The following is a 20,054-nucleotide window of genomic DNA, read 5'->3' on the forward strand; positions in this document are numbered from 1 at the left end:
CATGGGTGCCCTCACTTCGCCGTGATCCGGACAGCGCCGGTCGTCGTGTCGCCCTTGTCGTCGGTGACGGTCAGATGCGCCGTGTACGTGCCCTTGCGCGCGTACGTGTGCTCGGCGCTGCCGCTTTCCGTACCGGAGGGCTTGGCGTTGTCGCCGAAGTCCCAGTGGTACGAGGCCGCGGTGCGGCCCTCCGGGAGCTTCACCGTGCTCGTGAGCTTGACGGCGAGGGGCGCGCTGCCGCTGGCCGGTGCCGCCTTGGCCGTCACCTTCGCGCCTGCCTTCTTCTCGACTCCGGGGCCGTTGAAGTGCAGCCAGTCGACCGTCAGGAGGTCCTCCTTGTCGGACGACCACTCGGGGTTGGTGAAGACGGCGTACAGCTTCGTCGTGCCGTCGTGGTCGGCCAGTTCGGTGGTCGGCGAGATGAAGTTGCCCCAGCCGCCCGTGTTCGGCACGCTCACCTTGCCGAGCAGCGTGCCCGTGGGAGAACCGGCGCGGAACTCGATGTCACCGCCGAGGCCGCCCGATGCGGCGCCCACCGTCACGGAGTCGACACCCTTGAAGTTCACCGGGTCGAACGACACCCAGTCGCCGTCCTCGATCTCGATGAGCCGTTTGCCGCCGGAGGCGTCCGCGCGGTCACCGATGACCGCACCCTCGTGCGCGCCGCCGGTGGCGGTGCGGTGCTCGCCCTCGCGGAAGGAGGTCCGCAGGGTCAGCGAGGAGGAACCCGTCAGAGCGGGCACACCGGACGCGCCCTTGTCCTCGTACTGGGCCGTGATCCCGTAGTAGAGATTCTGGCCGGCGCCATGACTGTCGCCCGCGTCCGTCACGATCTCGCCCGCGCAGCCGGTGTAGTTGTCCAGCGGGTGCAGATGGGTGTCGTGCCCGAGCTGGGACTGGACGACGACCCGCTTGCAGTCGATCGGCCCGTCCTCCTTGTCCGTCACCTTGATCTTGAACGGAATGGTGTCCCCGAAGCTGAACGTCCCGCCGTTCGGCGGCTGTTGGATCGTCACCAAGGGCCGGGTGTTCCCGACGGTGATCTCCTGCACGGCCAGACCGCTCAGCTCGTCCGGTCCCGTCACCTTCAGGCGCGCGCTGAACTGCCCCTTCTTGGTGTAGGTGTGCGTCGGGTTCGCCTCGGTCGAGTCGGTCGTGCCGTTCCCGTCGAAGTCCCACGCGTACGTGACCGGCTTGTCGCCCGGCAGCCCCGAACCCTCGCTGGAGAACGAGACCTTGAGCGGGGTACCGCCGTTGTCGGGAGTGGCCGTGACACGGGCGTCCGGCAGCCGTCCGTCCGCCACGTAGTCGATGCGGTAGATGCCCGCGCCTTCGTTGCTGCCGCCGCGGCCCGTGCCGCTGCCGAGCCCGAAGTCGATGACGTACATCGCGCCGTCAGGACCGAAGTCGGCGTCGAAGGGCTGGTTCCATTTCAGGTCGGGGAAGATGGAGTTGATCGAGTTCAGATCGCCCGACTTGGCAGGATCGAAGCGCGGATCGGTGAACGTCTGGTCCTTCTCCTGCATCGAGAAGACCTTGAACCACTGCCGTGTCAGCTCGTAGTTGAACCACTTTCCTTCGAAGTACTCGGGGAATTTGGTCTTGTACGGGTTGTCCGCGTCGTAGTCGTAGACGGGACCGCTCATCGGGCCACCGCCGCCCGTGCCGAGTTCGGGGAACTTCTCGGAGGCGGAGTAGGCGTACCAGACGGTCGCGGGCTGCGCCGGCGGCAGTTCGCGCAGTCCTGTGTTGTTCGGTGAATCGTTCACGATCTTCGCGCAGTCGAATTTCGCGCCTGACGTCTTCGTCGCGAAGTCGTAGTCGTTGAACGGGGTGTTGTCGCCGACGCAGTAGGGCCAGCCGTAATTGCCCGCCTTGGTGATGCGGTTGTACTCGACCGTCCCCTCGGGGCCGCGGTCGGGGACCGCGTTCTTCGAGTCGGGCCCGTAGTCGGCCATGAGGAGGGCACCGCTCACCGGGTCCGTGGTGATGCGGAAGGGATTGCGCATGCCCATCGCGTAGATCTCGGAACGGGTCTTGTCCGTGCCAGGCGCGAAGAGATTCCCCTCGGGAACGGCGTAGGTCCCGTCGTCCTTCGGTGTGACGCGCAGGACCTTTCCGCGCAGGTCGTTCGTATTGCCCGATGTGCCTTGCGCGTCCCAGGCGCGGCGGCCCTCGCGCTCGTCGATCGGGCTGAACCCGTCCGAAGCGAAGGGATCGGTGTTGTCACCCGTCGCGATGTACAGGTCGCCCTTCTTGTCGAAGGCGATCGAGCCCGCCATGTGCGAGTTCGCCCGGCCTTCACCACGCCACGTGGGAATGGTCAACAGCCGCTTCTCCGACGCCGGATCGACCTTTCCGCCCGCCTCGGTGAAGCGGGAGAGATTGATGCGTTTCTCGGTCTTGTCGGAGTTCAGGAGATACACCCAGTGGTTGTCCTGGAACTTCGGGTCGAGCGCGAGGCCGAGCAGTCCGTCCGACTGGCTCGTCATCTCGGGCGTGTAGTCGAAGTCGAGCGCCGTGGAGACCTTCAGCGTCTCCTGGTCGATGATCTTCAGCTTCCCGGTGCGCTGGATGAAGAACACCCGGCGGTCGGGGGCGACGGCCAGCTCGAAGGGGTCGGCCAGGTCGTTCGTGGCGAGCGGTGTGCGCTGGAAGGCGCCGGTCTTGGTGGCGGTGCAGTCGCCGGGCTTGTTGCCCGCGGCCCACTCGATGCCGCCGAGGACGTGCTTGAGGAAGCCCTCCTCCTGGAAGGCCGACGCGGCGTGCCCGCCCGCCGTGTACCAGGAGCGGCCGCCGTCGTAGTTCTGGCACCAGGACCAGGGCTGGTCGACGCCCTCGTCGAGGCCGGTGACACCGTCGCGCACCTTGACCTGCGCGAGCGTGTGCACCTTGCCCGTCGGATTGGTGCGCCAGTTGTACCACTCCTCCGTGCGCTCCCAGAGCTCAGGAAGCCCCTTGGTGGAGGGGTGCGCGTGGTCGAGCACCTTCACCCGTCCGGTCTGCACCTCGGGGTGCTTGTCGAAGATCGCGCCGACCAGACCCTCGTACCAGGTCCAGTCCCGCTCGCTGGCCGATGCCGCGTGCAGGCCGACGTAGCCGCCGCCCGCGCGGACGTACTTCTGGAAGGCCGCCCGCTGCTCGGTGTCGAGCAGATCGCCCTTCTCCGGGGTGGAGTTGGTGTTGTTGAAGACGATGGCCTGGAAGCGGGCGAGATTGGCGTCGGTGAAGGCGGCCGCGTCGTCCGTGGCCTCCACTTCGAAGCCGTTCTCGGCGCCGAGCTTCTTGATGGCCTCGACGCCCGCGGGGATCGAGTCGTGGGGGAAGTTCGTCACCTTGGAGAAGACCAGGACGCGGAAAGGGGCCGCTGCGGGCTTCGGATCCGCCTGTGCGGTCGCACGGTGCGGCGCGGTGAGGCCGAGGCCGATGACGAGGGCCAGCAGGGCGATGAGCGCGAGCCAGGGGCTCGGCGTGGTGAGGCCTGGTCTCGGCCGGACGGGGCCGCGTCTGGGCGCGGCGGGACTCGTGGAACTCATGGCGCTCCCTGGGCTGGGCGGGTGGACGGCTGCCGGTAGCCGGGTGTGCGGTGAGTGCGAGTTGCGCGGGGGTGCGGTGCGCTGGGCGCTTGACCTGGGCGCTTGACCTGGGCCTTGGGGTGCGGGGTCCAGAGAGTCTGCCTAGAAAGCGCTTTCTCCTGCGCGTGGTTCAGCGTAGGTTCCGCTCTGACGGGGGGTCAATGGGTCGGAAGGGCCTGGCGTCGACTGGCGTGAGAAGGGAGTCACCGCGCGGCGGTGGTATGAGGTCGCGTGTGCGGGGGAGGGTTTCAGGGCAGGGCCAGGAACTGCTGCTGTGCAGCGGCCGTGCAGCAGCTGTACGGCTTCTGTGCGGAAGCCGCAGGAAGCCGCACGGAAGCCGCAGTGAAGCCGCAGAGACCGTAGAAAAGCCGTAGAAAGCCGTCCAGGGGAGCCTTCCGCAATGCCTGACCAAGCCTCGACGCCCGCCCCCGCCGCGTACACCGCCGGACTCGTGAACGCGGCGGACGGCGTGCCCGTCGCCACGTACACCTGGCTGCCCGACGGCGGCCGGCCGCGCGCCTTCGTGCAGATCGCGCACGGCGCGGGTGAGCACGCCCTGCGCTACGACCGGTTCGCGCACCATCTGACGGCGCACGGCTATGGGGTGATCGCCTCCGACCACCGGGGCCATGGCGCGACGGCGCAGGCGACCGGTGGGTACGGGGTGACGGGTTCGTCCGCTGACGCGGCGCCCACCGACGCGGCGTCCGCCGAGCCGTCCGATGCCCTGTCCCAGTCGCCGTCCGAGTCGTCGTCCGAGTCGTCGTCCGACGCGGCGGCCTCCGACAGCTGGCGCGCCATCGTCGACGACCTCAAGGCGATCGGCGACCAGGTACGCACCCTGCACCCGGGAACCCCGCTGTTCCTGCTCGGCCACAGCATGGGCTCGCACCTGGCCAGGGACTACGCCCAGGAGTACCCGGACGACCTCGCGGGCCTCATCCTCTCCGGGACCTTCCGCTCCCTGCCCGGGGTCGGGATCGAGGAGTCGATCACCCGCCTGGAGCGCGAGATCGCTGAAGACGGCCGCGACACCCTCTCCTCCTACCTCCCCGAACTCTTCGCCGCCTTCAACGACCCGTACCCCCACCGCACCGGCTTCGAATGGCTCTCCCGCGACGAGGCCGAGGTCGACCTGTACGTGGCCGACGAGCGCTGCGGGTTCCCTTTCTCCGCCGGGCTCTGCCTGGACTGGGTGCGTGCCGTGCGCAAGATGAACGACCCACGCAATCTGGCCCGCGTTCCGACGGACCTGCCCGTCCACATCGCCGTCGGCACCGAGGACCCCTGCAACCAGGGCATGACGCTGGTCCATGAACTCCTGGAGGACTTCCGGTACGTGGGCCTGGACGACCTCACCTGGAGGGGGTACGAGGGGGCGCGCCACGAGATCCTCAACGAGACGAACAGGGACGAGGTGCAGGAGGACCTGCGGAGTTGGCTGGACAAGCGGGTGCTGTGAGGGAGGACGGCCTGAGCGGCGCGCTTCGGCACCCGCATCCAGCCATGCACCTGGCCCGATTCGGCCTCAGTGGCTCCTTCTCGCCAAGCTGCTTCCCCTCAACACCCCCCGTCCCTATGGTGATACGGATACGACACCGTGCCCCGGGGGGTGAGACCGATGGCCATCACAGAGATCGCCGTAGCCGTGATAACGACCGGTCCTGCCTATATCGCGGTCTGGTTGACCGCACGCAAGGCCCAGGAAGAGCCCGCCCAACCACGGGCTTGTGCTCAGTGCGCCGCCGATGGGCAGTGTGAGGGCCGAACCCCGCCGGAGGGCATGCCGGGTGACGTGAAGGTCTGGGCTCTCGCGGCCTGATTCCTCCTCTCTGCGGTACGACAGCGGGCCCGCCACCTCCTCCAGGGTGACGGGCCCGCTGCCGTTGCCGTTGGCGTGAACGGTGTCCGGGTGCCGTTGTCCGGGGGCAGTTGTCAGTGGTGTTGGCTACCGTTCGTGGCATGTCTCGAGCTCATGCCAAAGCCCAGGTCACGGGTGACGATGTACGCCGTGTGGCACTGGCCCTGCCGGATACGACGGAGAAGATCGCCTGGAGCATGCCCACCTTCCGGGTGGCCGGAAAGATGTTCGCCACACTCCCCGAGGACGAGACCTCCATCGCCGTGCGGTGTCCGAAGGAGGAGCGCGACGAGTTGGTCCTAGCTGAGCCGGACAAGTTCTGGATCGCCGACCACGAGGCGATGTTCGCCTGGGTGCGCGCACGGCTTTCGGCCCTGGACACCGCCGAGCTGAAGGACATCCTCGCCGATTCCTGGCGCCAGGCGGCTCCCACCCGACTCCTGGACGCCTACCCGGAGTTGGGGCTCCCGCCGAGCAGCTAGCCGAGCCAACAGTGCCCGCGCGCTCGTGGTCCGGCCGCTGTCAGTGCCCCGTGGCATGATCCGGGAAGGGGGGACGGGTGGGGCTCGTGGGATGACGGGCCGGGCGCAGTCGCCAGGGGAGGGGCAGGGGTGCGGGTGCTGTCAGGGGACGGGTTTGACGAGGACGGGCGGTCTGGCGAGGGCGGGCGGTCTGACGAGGACGGGCGGCCTGGCGAGGGCGGACGGTTCGCCGACGGCGGGCGGTTCGTTGAGGGCGGGCGTTTCGACGAGGGTGGGCGTGCGACGGACCCGGTGGAGGGGCCGGGCAAGCGCAGCTCATCCGGCGGCAAGGGTGCCCCGCGCGACCCCGAAGCCATCGCGACCGGGCGTAAGGGCGCGCCGCGCGAGCCCAAGGCCATGGCGACCGGACGCACGGCCCTGCCTGGCGACCCCGAGGCCGTAGAGACGGGGTGCTGCAAGGACGTGCATCACGACCCCAAGGCCGTACAGACCGGGCGCACGACCGTCTCGACCAGCCGGAAGGTCGTGCCACGAGGCCGCCGCAAGGTCATGCCGCCGGCCAGCGGCGCGGCCTTGTCGATGCCCGCTGAGCGCGAGCGTCAGGGCATCTGGTCGCGGGACTTCGGGTTCTTCTTCGGCGCACGGACCGTGGCCAAGCTCGGCGACACCATGCTGCCCGTCGCGCTCGCCGCGGGACTGCTCCAGCACGGGCACGGAGCGGGCGCCGTCGGCCTCGCGATGGCGGCCACGACGGTCTGCTTCGCGGGCCTGGTGATCTTCGGCGGGGTCTTCGCCGACCGGTTCAGCACCCGCCTCCTGATGATCGGCGCGGACGTGGTCCGGCTCGGCACGCAGTCGGTCGCGGCGGTCCTCTTCTTCACCGATCACGTCGTCCTCTGGCAGATCTGCGTGATCGGCGCGGTGAACGGCGCGGCGGGCGCACTCTTCCAGCCCGGCGTCGCCAGCACGGTCCCGCGCCTGGCCTCAGATGTCCAGAAGGCCAACGGCGCGATACGTGTCGCGGAGTCGGCCGCGGCCCTGGCAGGACCGGCCGTCGCGGGCGTCCTCGTGGCGTTCGCCTCGCCGGGCGCGGTCTTCGCCGCGCACGCGGGAACGTACGGACTGAGCGCACTGTGCCTGGTGCTGCTCCGGCTGCCGCCCGCGCTGCCAGGCTCGCTCCCGCACAGCAACGGCTTCCGGGCTGATCTGGTGCAGGGCTGGCGGGAGTTCAGGTCCCGCACCTGGCTCTGGGGCGTCATCGCCATCTTCTGCGTCCTGATGATCACGACCACGGGCCCGCTGACGCCACTCGTCGCCACGCGCGTCGTCCAGGAGCACGGCTCGGGGGCGTACGGCCTGGTGAACTCCGCCCTGGGCGCGGGCACCGTGCTCGGCGGCCTGGTCGCCCTGCGCCTGCGCCCCCGCCGCATGCTCCGCGCCGGCTCCCTCGCCCTGATCGGCTACTGCGCGTTCCCGGCAGCCGTCGGCGCCCAGCTCGGCGTCCCGCTGATGGCGGTGGGCGCCGCGGTCGCGGGCGCCGGGCTCTCCTTCTGGGGCGTCATGTGGGCGACGAGCGTCCAGACCCAGGTGCCGCCCGACGTCCTCAACCGCATCCACGCCTACGACGTCGCGGGATCGATCGCCCTGCTCCCGGTCGGCCAGGCACTCGCGGGTCCCGCCGCGAGTGCCTTCGGCGCGGAGCAGGTGCTGATCACGGGCGCCGTGACGACGGTCGTCGTCTGCCTGGCCCTGCTCTCGGTGCCCGCGATACGCGGGTTGGTGCGGGTGGACGGAAGGGCGCCCGTCTCGGGCGGGGGAGCGGGTCACGGACGGCCGGACCGGAAGGCCGCTATACGAGAGCCCGCGCCCCCAGGAAGCCGGTGATCCGCTCCCGCAGCGAGCGGACGTCGAGACCGTGCGCGGCCATGTGCTCGTCGATCTGACCGTAGCGGCGCAGCTCGGCACGGCCGACGCCGAGCCCGAGGACCCGGTGCGGGACATCGGCGAGGGCATCGTTCGCGGCGGCGGTGGAGGTCCCGGCAAGGTAGGGCTCGACCACGACGACATCGGCAGCCGCCCCGGCCCCCGCCCCCGTGCCCGCCCCCGTCGCGCGGCGCAGTGCCTCGCCGTCGAAGGGCCGCACGGTGGTCGCGTAGAGCACGGTGAGATCAAGCCCCTCACTCGCGGCGAGCACGTTGTCCAGCATCGGCCCGACGGCGATCACGACTCCGTCGCGCCCTTCACGCACGGTGTGGAAGCGTGCTCCGTCGACCGGCAGCCCCTGGGCGTTCGACTGCACCGAGAGCCGGACGTACACCTTGTCGTCACCCGCGGCGACAGCGTGCCTCAGCAGCGTCTCGGCCTCGTCCGGGTGCCCCGGCACGTGCACGGTCCAGCCGTCCAGGGTGTCGAGCAGGGCCACGTCGCCCGGCGACATGTGCGTGAAGCCGCCGGCGGGCCAGTCGAAGGAGGCGGCGGCGCTGACGAGCACCCCGCCCACGCCTTGATGCCCGAAGTCCAGCTTCACCTGCTCGAACGGCCGCTCCACGAGAAAGCTCGCAAAGGTGTGCACGACGGGCCGCAGCCCGGCGAGGGCGAGCCCGGCGCCGGTCCCGACGAGCAGCTGCTCCCGGATCCCGACATTGATCACCCGGTCCGGGTGCTTGAGCTGCGCCGCCGTGAACGCGTCCGCGCCGATCTCGGCGAGGACGACGGCGACGCGGGGATCCTCGTCGAGCAGCCGGGAGAGGACGGGGCCGAAGCGATCACGCATGGTGTCCATGACAGAGAAACCTCCACTAGAGACTGAAGAATGGGCGCGCAGGCGGGCGCACAGGTGGGCGTTCAGATCGGTACACAGGTCGCCGGTAGCTCAGGCGACCTTGGGTTCGCCCACGGCGACCTTCGGCTCCACCCGGGCCACGACCACCCGCGGCCGCCCCGGATGCGGCGCGGTGAACGCCGCGTACAACGCGTCGTGATCACGCCCGTCGACGGTCTCGGCGGACCACCCCGCGGCCTCGAAGCGCGCGGCGATCCCGCCGGGCCTGGCATGCCGGGCGGAGGCGTTGTCGATCACGACGGTGTGCAGGCGCTCCAGCCCGGAGGGCCCGGCGAAGGCGATGGCCTCATGATTGCTGCCCTCGTCCAGCTCCGCGTCCCCCACGAGCACCCACACCCGGGCGTCGGCGGCGCCCCGTGCCCTGAGCCCCAGCGCCGTCCCGACCGCGATCGGCAGCCCGTGCCCGAGGGACCCGCTCCCGATCTCGACCCCCGGCACGAGCACGCGGTCCGGGTGGTGCCCCAGCGGGGAGTCGTAGCCCCCGAACCCCTCCAGCCAGTCGACGGGAATGAATCCCTTGGCGGCGAGGACGGCGTAGTACGCCATGGGCCCGTGCCCCTTGGAGAGCAGGAACCGGTCGCGCCCCGGGTCGTCCACACGCTCGGGTGTGACCCTGAGCACCCGGTCGTACAGAACCCAGAGCGCGTCGAAGGTGGACGTCGCGGCGGGCCCGTGCTTCTCGTCGCCCGTCATCCGCCCCATGAGGCGGGACAGGTCTGCGTATCCATGTCCGTATCCGCGTTCCGCTGTCGTCGTCATGACACCGAGCGTGCAACCTCAAGCGGGCTTGAGGTCAACAGGGCGCGAAAGGCGTGAGCGATCACGGCTTGGAGTGCGGTATTGTTTCGGTGCGCGTTCGGCCAGGGGAAACCCCAGGTCACACGGGCACCGGGACGTGGCGCAGCTTGGTAGCGCACTTGACTGGGGGTCAAGGGGTCGCAGGTTCAAATCCTGTCGTCCCGACGGAAACGTCGCAGGTAGGGGCCATCTTCGGATGGCCCCTACTTCGTTTTTGGGAGCAATTCTGGGAGCGGGGGCGGCTCCCAGTGCTCCCTGGGAGCGGGAGTCTGGGAGCGACGTCAACCGGGGGTCGACGGCTGGTCACCCGATCCGGTCGCTCCCAGGGAGCGTCTCCGCTGCCCGGTCTGACGTTCGAGACAAGGGGTCGCGCTCCCACTCGACCCCTTGACGGCTTTCACCGACCCCATGTCTGCGGGGGCTCCCTGTCTCGGTGCACACGTCATCCAGAGGTTGAACGCGGCAGCGAGATGCGGTGCAGCTCGGAGGGGGTGTCGGGCTGGGGGTGATTGCTCTCATGGGTCCCCTTGTCGCGTGCAAGTGGCCGCTGGCGTCTGTAGGGCGCCATACGGAGATGCTCCGAGTGCGTGTGGTGTCGCCCGGCATGGCTGGGGTCGTGCGTCGGAGCGCTCGGCGACTACAGGTATTTCGTCAAATCCGGCGGCGGAGGCCAATGTCGTGTCCAGTGGTGACCGCTCGATCAGGATCTCGAGCTCAGAGGGCGGTCCCTTGTCAGTCCAGGCCCGCCACCATCGGTTGGGGATGAGTCCGGGGGTCGCCCGTAGGGCCTGGTACACAGCAGGGCTGTTTATGCTGGTGAGACGGAGCTGGCCTCCTCTCTGACCCCTCACCGGGACGCGGGCTTGGCGCGGCGGTAGCCGATCACCCCTGACTTGCTCGTAGCTCTGCTCGGTCCATGGTCGGAGGCCGTAGAGGCGGGCGAGGTCAGCCGGCGGGTGCGGGCTAGTGGCGGCGCAAGCTGCGTTGGGGTGGGGCGGGTTGGTGGCCAAATGCCAGGTGGCCTTCTCCGGCAGGGTGCCTGGATCGGTGTTGGTCACGACCAGCGGCCAGGGTGAGTTAGGGCCATAACCGCCCAGTCGTGTCAGGTCGCCTGGCTCGATGAAGTCGCAGGCCAGGATGGCGTCGGCCTGGGGAGTGTTCTTCCTGCCGCACCACGCCCGACCAGGCTCCCGAGCTGCGTGGACGACCCCGGCGAACACCTTCCCCAACCGCTCATCCACGGACCGCCGCTGCCGCTGCGCACCGAACAACAGAGCATCCCGCAGGCGCCGACGCCGAACCGACACCGACTCCAGCAACTGACTGTCGTAATCCTGAGCTGCCACTGGTGTCCGCTTCTATTTCGCCGGTTCGCTACTACGTGAATTTTGAGTGAGGCTCACGATTACCTGTTCGTCTCTGTGCTCAGGTGCCATATTCACCCACCCGGCTGCGCACCAGAAGAACCCAGATAGGTGATTGGTCGTGACTTCTGAGATATTGCAGCGAAGCTAATTCAGAGGTGCGGCATCGGCGTCGGCGTTGCCCTGCTACATAGGCGGGGCAGGTTGCTGCTCGCCGTCTTCGAATAGATACTGATACATCCTCTGGAGATAGTCGTACAGGGATTCTTCGTTGTCGAACTCAATATCTGTAAGTCGTTCGTAGTCAGCAATGGAAAGTTCTCGCGTGCGCAGTACGGTTGCTAGTCCGTTGTTTACGGCGTCGACATATTCTTTCCTGAATGCGTGCAGTGTCGGGCGCAGTTCTCCGCTCAAATCAGGAGCTTGCTCCATATTGAGGTACACCTTAATGAACTTCTCGAGTTCCCTGTTCATTAGCAACCTTCGTTAGGATTATGGGTGACGGCCCGGTGCAGGGTTCGCGTACATGGTTATGAGCTTCCAATTTCCGTTTCTCAAACGGTAAACCGGGAAGATGGTTCCGCTCTCGAAGTTGACTGGCAGAAACTCGTTGAGGTCTGCCGGGTTCCGATAGAAGCCACTGAACCGCTTGTACCCGTCAGGGCCCAGGATATCCTCTATCGGCACGCCCGTGTCCGGGGGCTCGCCTGTACGCGAAATCTCGTCTCGGAAGTATGCATCGGCTCTTACCATGTCCTCGGCGCTGTCGAACCGCGTGGCGTACGGGCCGACATTGTGCACGCCGCCGTGCACACCATCGACTGTAGTTCCGGTGATCGGGTCGATATTGTTTTCTGATTTGACATGCCCGGCGTTATTTGAGTTCGGACCGAAGAATTTCGGGTCTCCATTGGGGTCGAGCTTGGGGGTGCCCAGACGGTCCTGCAAAGCGGCCTCATCTGGATAGAGATGCCGACCGGGAGCGTGTCCCTCGCCGCCCTGCTGGTCGTCGAGTTCCTTGATTCGGTCGTCGACGACTTGGGGATCCAGTTGCAATTCGCCATTGGTTGCGGACGTCCCAGGGGGTGTGGAGCCGTCGCCTCCGGGATTTTCTGGTGCGGTGCTGCCCGGGCCCTGTGTATGCCCGGCGGCGGGGGCACCAGCGTTACCGGAACTATCTGCGGCGGGTGGGGAGCTTGACGCATCTTGCCCGGACGAGCCCTGCCCCCCCCGAGCTGCCCGCACCAGTGTGGTGAGAAGGGCCAGTCGATGGCTGATTGTGCGAGCTGTTGTTGGCTGAAGCCCCATGGCTTGCCTGCGGCGGCAGGTTCTCGCCCGCGTGAGTACCGGCTTCCGGCGCTCGCGCACCCGCACCGACGAACTGGTGCTCGCGCGGCGCCGTGACGGATGGGGTGCGTGCGTCGGCGGAGAGTTCGACGCGGGGCGGTGTGGTGTCGGGGACGCCGTCCTTGAGGATGACGAACTTGCCGTCGACAAGGTGGAGTTCGGTGGTGGCGGAGACGCGCAGCACGGTGCTGGTGGATCCGGCGCCTGGCGTGTTGCCGAATCCGGCGCGGGCGCGGGCGGTGACGTCTGCGATCTTCGGTACGGCGCGGGTGGTGGCGCCGACGGCCTTGGCTGTCGCGCTGAGCGGGTCGATGGCCTCGCCGACCTTGGCGAGGGTGCCGGCGGTTTTGGCGACGGCGCCGCCCTTGGCGATTTTCGAGACGGCGGCCAGCGGTCCCGAGGCGAGGGTCACGCCGTTGAAGATGACAGTGCCCGTGGCTTTGCCCGGACGGTCGGCCCAGTCGTCCCAGCCGACCAGGGCCTTGGCGAAGGCTTTGGTGTACGGGCGGCCCTCGGCGACCTGTTCCTTCCAGGGTGAGTCTTGCTGGTTGAACGGGTCGAAGAGGTAGGACTCCAGGCCCAGGACCGTCATGCCAAGCCCCTTGCGGGCCGCGTTTCCGTCCGCTCCGGGGCTGAAAAGGTCCACGAACCCGGTGACGGTGCCGACGATGTTGTCCTTGATGCTGACGCCGGCCTCCTCCGCGTGGTGGGAGAGGTCGAACTTGTCATAGGTCAGGGTCTCCGGGGTGCCCCACGGCAGCTTGTCGGCGTGCTTGAGCGCTTCGGCGGTGTAGCCGTAGACCTGCGACCCGCGGGGGACCAAGGTGCCCTCGTAGCCCTGCGGGACGTACTGGGTGCCGTCCACCAGAGCCGTGATCTTGTTGTTGGCGGCGATCTCGGCGGCGGTGAAGTCGGCCTTGGCCTGGCCGACCTCGCTCCAGAGAGCCTCGTGCTGGTCGACCTTGTCTTGGTCCTGGGTCCACTCGTCGTCGATCTCGCCGCTGTCGGTCTTCAGACCCGCCACGAAGTCGGCCACCCGGGTCCGCAGACGGTCAAGGCGGGCGATGATGGGTCGGACCGCGCTGGCGTAGTCATCCAGCGCCCCGGCGACCGTTTCGATCTTCGAGGCGAACAAGTCCGCTCGATCCCGTACCGGCGCCGTGGAGGCGAAAAGCTCCTCCGCCTCGGGAGCCCGGTAGAAGGCCCCAAGACCCTGGAACTTGGTGTGCGCCACACCGCCCGCCTGCCGCAGGGCGCCTGCGTGGGCCCGCAGTCCGGAAGTGTGCTGTTCCAGCTGCTCCAGGTCACCGGTGAAGTGGGGAATGTCCTTCGCGCTGATCACAGGGAGCCTCGCGTAAGAGGTGTGGGTCGCTCCAGGACCGGGTCGACGACACTGGCCGCGGACTGCTGAATCTCGGCCGCGATCTCCAGGTCGCCCGCCTCGTAGGCGGCTGTGGCCAGTGCCGCGCCGCTGACCGACTGCCCTGCTCGCGCACCAATGAACTGCACTTCCTCGGCGGTGCCTTCGGCGAACTCGACGAGTGCCGAGGCGACCAGACCCCCGACCGGACTCTGGCCCCCGCCGCCTTCCCCCGATACCAGGGCGCCCGACCACTTCGCGGCGCCCCCCAAGTCCTCGCCGTACCCGCCGACGTGCCGGTCCAGAGCGCCCAGTACCTCGTTCACGTGCGACAGGACGAGATTCACCCCGCCCGGCTCAATATCCCATTTCGGCATGCCAACCCCCTACTACAGCCCCGTGACCCCGTATCCGCGCCAGCCCGCCCGTAGCGGCCGGTTGCTCAGCCGATGTTGTCGACCGCGGCGCGCGCCCGCGCGAGCGTCGACTGCGCGGTGCCGTCGTTCTGCTCCAGCGTGGTGCGCACGAGGCGGATGATTTCCCGGACCTCGTTGGCCGCCTTGTTCCAGCGGACTTCCTTGCCGTGGTAGTCGTCTGACACGCCGTCGGCCTGGTAGTCGGCCATGGCGGCCTTCACCGCACGGTCACGGTCGCCGAGCACCCGCTCCAGCTGACCGATGATGATCTGCAGGCCGCCCTGCACGTCGGACGAGGCGCCGGTGTCGTAGGAGCGGCGGTCCTGGTTTCCAGCCATGGCGAAGTTCCCCCTGTGTGCGAAGTGTTGGGTGTGCTAGCAGATCGAATCGGCAGGATCAGGCCGAGAAGCGGGCGCCGTCGAAGTTGGCCGCGCCCATGTTCTGGTGCGCGTTGTCCGACTGCTCCTGGTCACCGGAACCGAACGCGGTATCCATGCCCGCCTGTCCGCCCAGGATCGAGGACAGAGCCCCGTTCAGATCTGAAGTGATCTCGTCCGCGCGCAACTTGAACGAGTCGAAGGTCGCCTTGCCCGCCCCGTTGAACTTGCCCTCCAGCGGCTCCGCCGCCTGGACCAGCAGACTGATCAGCGTCCCGAGATCGTCGCTCGACCCCACGGTGTTCTTCCCCAGCACCGCGAGAGTCGTGTCTCCCATGTCGAACTTCATGAGTCCACCCCCGTGTATCCCCGATTGTGTGGTGCGCCGCGGCTGGTTCTGCCGTCACGGCATGCACACGCGTCACTCACGCCCCGTAGTGTATCGAACATCCTGTCCCATACGGCGTTGCAGACGCAACGTAGTTGGGGGTGAGACGGCGTGATCTGTGCCCATGGCGTGCGCCACGGCGGGATGCTGCTGCTACGGGCGACGCGATGCTCAACAAGCGCGGCTGGCCGTGGCTGAAACCGCGTGCGGTGCCTGAGCGCATGAGTGAGGGTTTTCCAACCTCGCATGGGCGCGTGCAGCCACATTCGGAAAAGCACGACGGAGCGCTGCCCGTTACGCGATGCTGACGGATCGAGCTCATGGGGAAGCGAGGAAGCGACAGGTGGAGCACACAGCACAGCCAGTCGGAGATCCCAAGACGCCGGTGGACGGCGGAACCAGCATCGTGATGCACGATGGCAAGCACTACCGGCTGACACCTTCACACGGCGAAGCGATCTGCTCTGTCTCGGGCCTGACGCTGCACCACCGCGCCGACTGCACTCACCTGACGCCGACCGACAGGCCGCGCTGGACGATTGCCCCCGACCCCGACGGACAGACCTGGCTGCGCCTCTTGGAGGCCGGGCCCGACGAGACGCACCGCGCCGAGTTCGCGCAGGAAGCGGGGCTGCTGAACGGGGCGGGACGCCCGGTGACCGACCCCTGCACGAGCTGCGCGCTGGCACCGGTCGACACCGCTGACGCCCGTGTGCGCCGGTCTCTGCCGCTGCACGAGGCCGTCGCCGTCGCGGACCGTTCCGCCTGGACGGCCGACGCGGCGGCCGCAGAGGCCGAGGCGGCGGCCATCAGGGCGGACTTCCCCCGCGAGACCTGGGAGAAGCTGCCGCTGGAGCGCTTCGCGCTGGGGCATGACGGATACCGCGGGTCGTTCTGCCACCGGATGGAGTTCCAGAGTCCGCAGCTGGGCAGCATCGCTGGCGGGAACGCCGGGAAGCACATCATCTACTTCCGCCGCAACGAGGACCAGTGGCGCTTCGATCCGCAGTACGACGACGTCGGCTTGGCCTGGGCAGACGTATGCCGCAGCTTTGGGAGGGCCTTCGCTGCCGCCGAGGACGGCCGCCTGGCGGACATCGACGACATAGACGCCCTGCGCCGGGGCCCCGCGCTGACGGCCAAGGCCGTGCACGTCTACTGCCCGGACCGGAGCCTGCCGGTCTACAGCCGTGAGCACGTGCACCACTTCATCACGCTGCTCACCGGGGAGCGACCCTCTCGAATGGAGCCCTTCGCCGCGCACGCGCGGCTCAAGGAGCTCGTCGCGCAGCACTCCGTTCTATCCGGCTGGCACCCCATCGAAGTGGCACGTTTCCTCTACTGGTGGCACGACCCGCGCCCTTCCCGGACCGTTGTCAAGATCGCCCCGGGCGAGGGTGCGGCGCAGTGGGACGACTGCCTGCGCGAGGGATTCATCTGCGTGGGCTGGGACGCCGTCGGGGACATGAGCCAGTACGCCGACGAGCAGGAGCTGCGCGCGGCCTTCCAGCAGGCGTACGCGCAAGAGTACCGAGGCCATCAGCCGACGATCACCACCAAGGCGCGCGAGCTGTGGAAGGCATCCTGCCTCCAGCCCGGTGATCTCGTGGTCGCCAACAAGGGGACCCGCGAGGTGCTGGCCGTGGGCACCGTCACGGGAGTGGGCTATCAGTGGCGGCCCGAGAGGGAGGAGTTTCAGCACACCGTGGCCGTCGACTGGGACACCTCCTACGCCCAGCAGCTCCCCGAACCGGAAAAGCGCTGGGGCATGGTGACCGTCGCGGACGTCCCGCAACGGCTGTGGCGCACACTCACGCGGGGCGCCGCAACGGCGCAGGACTCCGCGGCAGCGACCGAACCGGCAGAGACCCGGCAGACAGGCCTTGCGCCCGCAGCCCTTTCCGATCCCGCCCTGCTGGCCCTGGGCGAGGCGCTTGCCCGTAAAGGCCAGGCGGTCCTCTTCGGGCCGCCCGGCACTGGCAAGACGTACACCGTCCTGCGCTTCGCCCTATGGTGGCTGGCGCAGCACCTCGACCACCTCGGCCTCGACCCGCTCACCGACTACGGCACACCCGCCTTCCGCGACGCGATCAACACCTTGTCCGCCCCCGGAGACCGCACCGCGGCCCACCTCACGCAGCTCACCTTCCACCCGTCCTACGGGTACGAGGACTTCATCGAGGGATTCCGGCCCCGGCAGGGAAGCTCCGGACTCGACCTGGTCCTCACGCCAGGCGCCTTCAAACGGGTCTGCCAGGCCGCCGCGGATGACCCCGAGCGCCCGTACCTGATGCTGATCGACGAAATCAACCGCGGTGATCTGCCCAAAATCCTCGGTGAGCTGATCACCCTGCTGGAACGGGACAAGCGGGGGCTGACCGTCCGGCTCCCACAGAGCGGAGAGCCCTTCGCCGTACCGCCCAACGTCTGGGTCATCGGCACCATGAACACCGCCGACCGCAGCATCCGCCTGCTGGACTCCGCGCTGCGCCGCCGTTTCGCTTTCCTGGAACTCATGCCCGACGCCACACCACTTGAAGGCTGCCACGTCGGCGAGCTCCATCTCGCCGACTTCCTCAACGGCCTCAACGACCGCATCCGCGCCCAGGCCGGCCGCGAGGCACAGATCGGCCACGCCTTCTTCCTGGACGAGGGCGCCCCGCTGGCCACCGCCACCCACCTGGCCGCCGTCGTCCGCAACGACTTGATGCCACTCCTCCAGGAGTACGCCTACGACGACTACAGCGTCCTCGCCTCCTTCCTCGGGGCCGAGATCGTGAACGCAGAACGCCACACACTGCGGGACCTGACCGACGACGAACTCGTCGCGGCCCTTTACGCCGAACTCCAGGTCGGAACGGGCGACGGGGCATGAATGCCCCCGCCCAGCGACGCACGGTCACGGTCGGGGAGTACCGGACCCAGGTTGTCCATGACATGCAACTCTCCGCCCGTGACCGTAAGTTGCTGGAGAGTCCGGCACTGGCCTCACGACTTCGCCTCCGCGTCCTGGACCGCGACAGGCTGGAGATCCAGACGGACTGCCACATCGGCGTCGTGGAACTCGACGCTCTGCAGATCCGCATCGTGCCCAAACTCATCGGCAGCGACCTGGACGTCCTGCGCATGGTCGAATACACCGACGTCACGTCGGCCTCGCACCAACTCCCCTCAGCGCGCACCATGGACACGGCAGGCAGGCACCTGCGCGACCTGCTGTGCGCACTGCTCGCCCGAGCCTGCGCGCACCTCTTGCGCGGAGGCCTGCGCCACGACTACCGAACCCGCAGCGAACCCCTCCCCGTGCTGCGCGGACGGCTGCTGCCCGACCGTCAGCTTCTACGCCTCCACGGCCGCGTCGACCGTCTCGAATGCCGCTACGACGAGCACTCCACCGACATCCCCGACAACCAACTGTGCGCCAAAGCGCTGACACTGGCAGCCCGCACCGCCTCCGACCCGGCGTTGCGAGCCGACTGCCGGCGCTTGGCCACCGACTTCCATGCGATGTGCACCCCAGATCGCCTCGACCACCGCACCCTCACCGAGACCCTGCACTACGGCCGCCACAACACCCACTACCGCCCGGCTCACCGCTGGGCCCTGCTCCTCCTCGACCATGGAGGCGTACGCAGCCTCTTCGCCGACGGCCCGGCGGACGCCCGCGTCTTCCTCCTCGACATGAACACCCTCTTCGAGGACTTTGTCACCCGGTTCGTCACACGTGCCGTGACGCCCTTCGGCATCACTGCGCACAGCCAGTCCCGCCACCGCGACGTCCTTGTCCATGAAGCCTCCGGCACTACCCACTCCGAGGTCATCCCCGACATCCTCCTGACGTCAGGGCACGGGCCCGCCGCCCGCAGTTGCCCGCTGGACGTCAAGTACAAGCTGTACGCCGACCGAAAGCTCGCCACGCCCGACCTCTACCAGGCATTCCTCTACGCCCAGGCACTCTCGGCAAGCCCGGCCACCGACGGCGCCGGACGGTGCCTCATGGTCTACCCGGGGCCGGGAGACACAGCCACGCGTACCGTGATTGTCCGTGTGGGCGTAGGACGAACGGCCGCCCGGATCACGGCTATCCCCTTGGATGCTCCGGCAGCACTGGACCCCTCCCGGTACACAAGCGTGACGAAGCGAATTCTTGACGCTCTGTCGGAATCTATGGGTTCAATGACCGTAGGGGCGCCGCGGTAGAACGCACTACGAGGGAACGTGCGTGCCGGGGATACTCCCTCCGGTGATCTCTCCACCGGCCACCCCGTTTGGCGTCCGGTCCGGGAGTAACGGCTCGATCCGCACCCAGACAGGTGCCCTCACAGGGCCTTGGGCAGCGGCCGGGTCAGTGCCGTTATCGCTGCCCGGTCTGCCCACGAGGGCTGCGGGCGGTGGATCTGTCGGCGGAGCACGACGAGTTGGTGCCGCAGTTCGAGAACCCGATGCGTGCACTTGACTGGGGGTCAAGGGGTCGCAGGTTCAAATCCTGTCGTCCCGACGGAAACGTCGCAGGTAGGGGTCACCTTCGGGTGGCCCCTACTTCGTTGTGGGGGCTTCCCGTGGGGTGAGCCATCGGGTGCCGAGGCGCCCGGGTATGGGTGCGCTCGGCGGCCGGGCGTGCGTAACGCCTTCTGTCCGGCCGGCTGTCACGGACGGTCTTTGCTCGCCGTCCAGGTCGCGGTGTACTCCGCCAGCATCGACTCAAGGTGCCCCACCATGAAGCGGTAGTAGTCGTGCATGTCGCGCAGCCGTCCGCGCTGCTCCTCGGACATGTCGGCGCCGCGCTCCTGTGCGTGCGCGGCGAGTTCGCGCAGTTCGGTGGTCGCGGCGACGATGTGACGCAGACAGCCGACCCAGGCGTCGTCGCGCCATCGGTAGACGAAGTGCCGCGCTCCTGCCTCCTTGTAGCGCTCCACGGTGCCGTTGGCGATGAGCAGCCGTGTCATCTCCGAGGCCGATCCCTTGCTGGCGTCCAGGGCTTCCTGGAGTTCGGCGAGGGTCAGTGGCTTGTCGCTCAGCATCAGCAGTCCTGCGGCGCGGCCCGCCATGCGCGGCCAGCCCATGGCTCTGCCGACGTGGGTGCCGAACTCCTCGACCAGCGCATCGGGCGAGTTGTGTGAGGTGCGTGAGGTGTGCGAGTTGTCTGTGCCGTGCTCGGTCGCCTGGCCGCCCTGATCGGACACGGAACTCCTGGAAGTCAGTAGAAGATGAACGTTCAGTCTTGACTGAACTCACTACAAGGTC

Annotated in this window: 15 protein-coding genes, 2 tRNA genes and 1 pseudogene; 7 read left to right on the forward strand and 11 right to left on the reverse strand. The window is 68.2% G+C overall.

What is annotated here, in order from left to right:
* Positions 1-11 precede the first annotated feature (11 nt).
* Complete coding sequence (locus AC07AG_RS09735) at positions 12-3,536, reverse strand: ThuA domain-containing protein (RefSeq protein WP_478753529.1); 3,525 nt, start codon at positions 3,534-3,536, stop codon at positions 12-14.
* A gap of 439 nt (positions 3,537-3,975) precedes the next feature.
* Between AC07AG_RS09735 and AC07AG_RS09740 the strand changes: the two genes are divergently transcribed.
* The 3 genes from AC07AG_RS09740 to AC07AG_RS09750 all read left to right on the forward strand — a co-directional run bounded on the left by AC07AG_RS09740 (position 3,976) and on the right by AC07AG_RS09750 (position 7,802).
* Positions 3,976-5,037 carry an alpha/beta fold hydrolase gene (locus AC07AG_RS09740; protein ID WP_478753531.1) on the forward strand — a complete coding sequence of 354 codons (1,062 nt, stop codon included), beginning with the start codon at positions 3,976-3,978 and terminating at the stop codon, positions 5,035-5,037.
* Positions 5,038-5,537: 500 nt separating this feature from the next.
* The gene (locus AC07AG_RS09745) at positions 5,538-5,918 is read left to right on the forward strand and encodes an MmcQ/YjbR family DNA-binding protein (protein WP_478753533.1); all 381 of its coding nucleotides are present in this window, start codon (positions 5,538-5,540) and stop codon (positions 5,916-5,918) included.
* Between the two features lie 549 nt (positions 5,919-6,467).
* Positions 6,468-7,802 carry an MFS transporter gene (locus AC07AG_RS09750; protein WP_478753979.1) on the forward strand — a complete coding sequence of 445 codons (1,335 nt, stop codon included), beginning with the start codon at positions 6,468-6,470 and terminating at the stop codon, positions 7,800-7,802.
* Here the strand turns inward: AC07AG_RS09750 and AC07AG_RS09755 are convergent.
* Together AC07AG_RS09755 and AC07AG_RS09760 are read right to left on the reverse strand one after the other, a co-directional pair.
* The gene (locus AC07AG_RS09755) at positions 7,768-8,700 is read right to left on the reverse strand and encodes a transketolase family protein (RefSeq protein WP_478753535.1); all 933 of its coding nucleotides are present in this window, start codon (positions 8,698-8,700) and stop codon (positions 7,768-7,770) included. The two genes, AC07AG_RS09750 and AC07AG_RS09755, sit on opposite strands and share 35 nt — an antisense overlap.
* A 90-nt stretch (positions 8,701-8,790) precedes the next feature.
* Entirely contained in the window at positions 8,791-9,519 is a 729-nt protein-coding gene (locus AC07AG_RS09760; protein WP_478753536.1) for a transketolase, read from the reverse strand.
* Positions 9,520-9,649: 130 nt separating this feature from the next.
* On the opposite strand from AC07AG_RS09760, the gene AC07AG_RS09765 reads away from it, so the two are divergent.
* Positions 9,650-9,723: transfer RNA gene (locus AC07AG_RS09765), tRNA-Pro, on the forward strand.
* 570 nt (positions 9,724-10,293) lie between these two features.
* Here the strand turns inward: AC07AG_RS09765 and AC07AG_RS09770 are convergent.
* From AC07AG_RS09770 to AC07AG_RS09800, 7 genes and pseudogenes are all read right to left on the reverse strand, one after another.
* Positions 10,294-10,658: pseudogene (locus AC07AG_RS09770) on the reverse strand (IS701 family transposase); the annotation flags it as partial.
* A 450-nt stretch (positions 10,659-11,108) separates the two neighbouring features.
* Positions 11,109-11,354, reverse strand: coding sequence for a hypothetical protein (locus AC07AG_RS09775; protein ID WP_478753538.1), 246 nt, complete (start codon positions 11,352-11,354; stop codon positions 11,109-11,111).
* Between the two features lie 60 nt (positions 11,355-11,414).
* A complete protein-coding gene (locus AC07AG_RS09780; protein WP_478753540.1) occupies positions 11,415-11,978 on the reverse strand; it encodes a hypothetical protein in 564 nt (187 codons plus the stop codon).
* A gap of 118 nt (positions 11,979-12,096) precedes the next feature.
* Entirely contained in the window at positions 12,097-13,611 is a 1,515-nt protein-coding gene (locus AC07AG_RS09785; protein WP_478753542.1) for a hypothetical protein, read from the reverse strand.
* Complete coding sequence (locus AC07AG_RS09790; protein WP_478753544.1) at positions 13,608-14,006, reverse strand: DUF6507 family protein; 399 nt, start codon at positions 14,004-14,006, stop codon at positions 13,608-13,610. Before AC07AG_RS09790 ends, AC07AG_RS09785 begins: the two co-directional genes overlap by 4 nt.
* A gap of 65 nt (positions 14,007-14,071) precedes the next feature.
* Positions 14,072-14,383 (reverse strand): pore-forming ESAT-6 family protein, encoded by a 312-nt coding sequence (locus AC07AG_RS09795; RefSeq protein WP_351161619.1) that lies wholly within the window; start codon positions 14,381-14,383, stop codon positions 14,072-14,074.
* A gap of 58 nt (positions 14,384-14,441) precedes the next feature.
* Positions 14,442-14,771, reverse strand: coding sequence for a hypothetical protein (locus AC07AG_RS09800; protein WP_351161621.1), 330 nt, complete (start codon positions 14,769-14,771; stop codon positions 14,442-14,444).
* Between the two features lie 448 nt (positions 14,772-15,219).
* Here AC07AG_RS09800 and AC07AG_RS09805 point away from each other — a divergent pair, with 448 nt between their 5' ends.
* The 3 genes from AC07AG_RS09805 to AC07AG_RS09815 all read left to right on the forward strand — a co-directional run bounded on the left by AC07AG_RS09805 (position 15,220) and on the right by AC07AG_RS09815 (position 19,308).
* Entirely contained in the window at positions 15,220-17,685 is a 2,466-nt protein-coding gene (locus tag AC07AG_RS09805; protein WP_478753546.1) for an McrB family protein, read from the forward strand.
* A 62-nt stretch (positions 17,686-17,747) separates the two neighbouring features.
* Positions 17,748-19,010, forward strand: a complete 1,263-nt coding sequence (locus AC07AG_RS09810; RefSeq protein ID WP_478753548.1) for an McrC family protein — start codon at positions 17,748-17,750, stop codon at positions 19,008-19,010.
* A 204-nt stretch (positions 19,011-19,214) separates the two neighbouring features.
* Positions 19,215-19,308: transfer RNA gene (locus tag AC07AG_RS09815), tRNA-Pro, on the forward strand.
* Positions 19,309-19,456: 148 nt separating this feature from the next.
* Here the strand turns inward: AC07AG_RS09815 and AC07AG_RS09820 are convergent.
* Positions 19,457-19,993, reverse strand: coding sequence for a GbsR/MarR family transcriptional regulator (locus AC07AG_RS09820; protein ID WP_478753549.1), 537 nt, complete (start codon positions 19,991-19,993; stop codon positions 19,457-19,459).
* Positions 19,994-20,054 lie beyond the last annotated feature (61 nt).

The sequence above is a fragment of the Streptomyces sp. NPDC044044 genome, assembly GCF_056434405.1.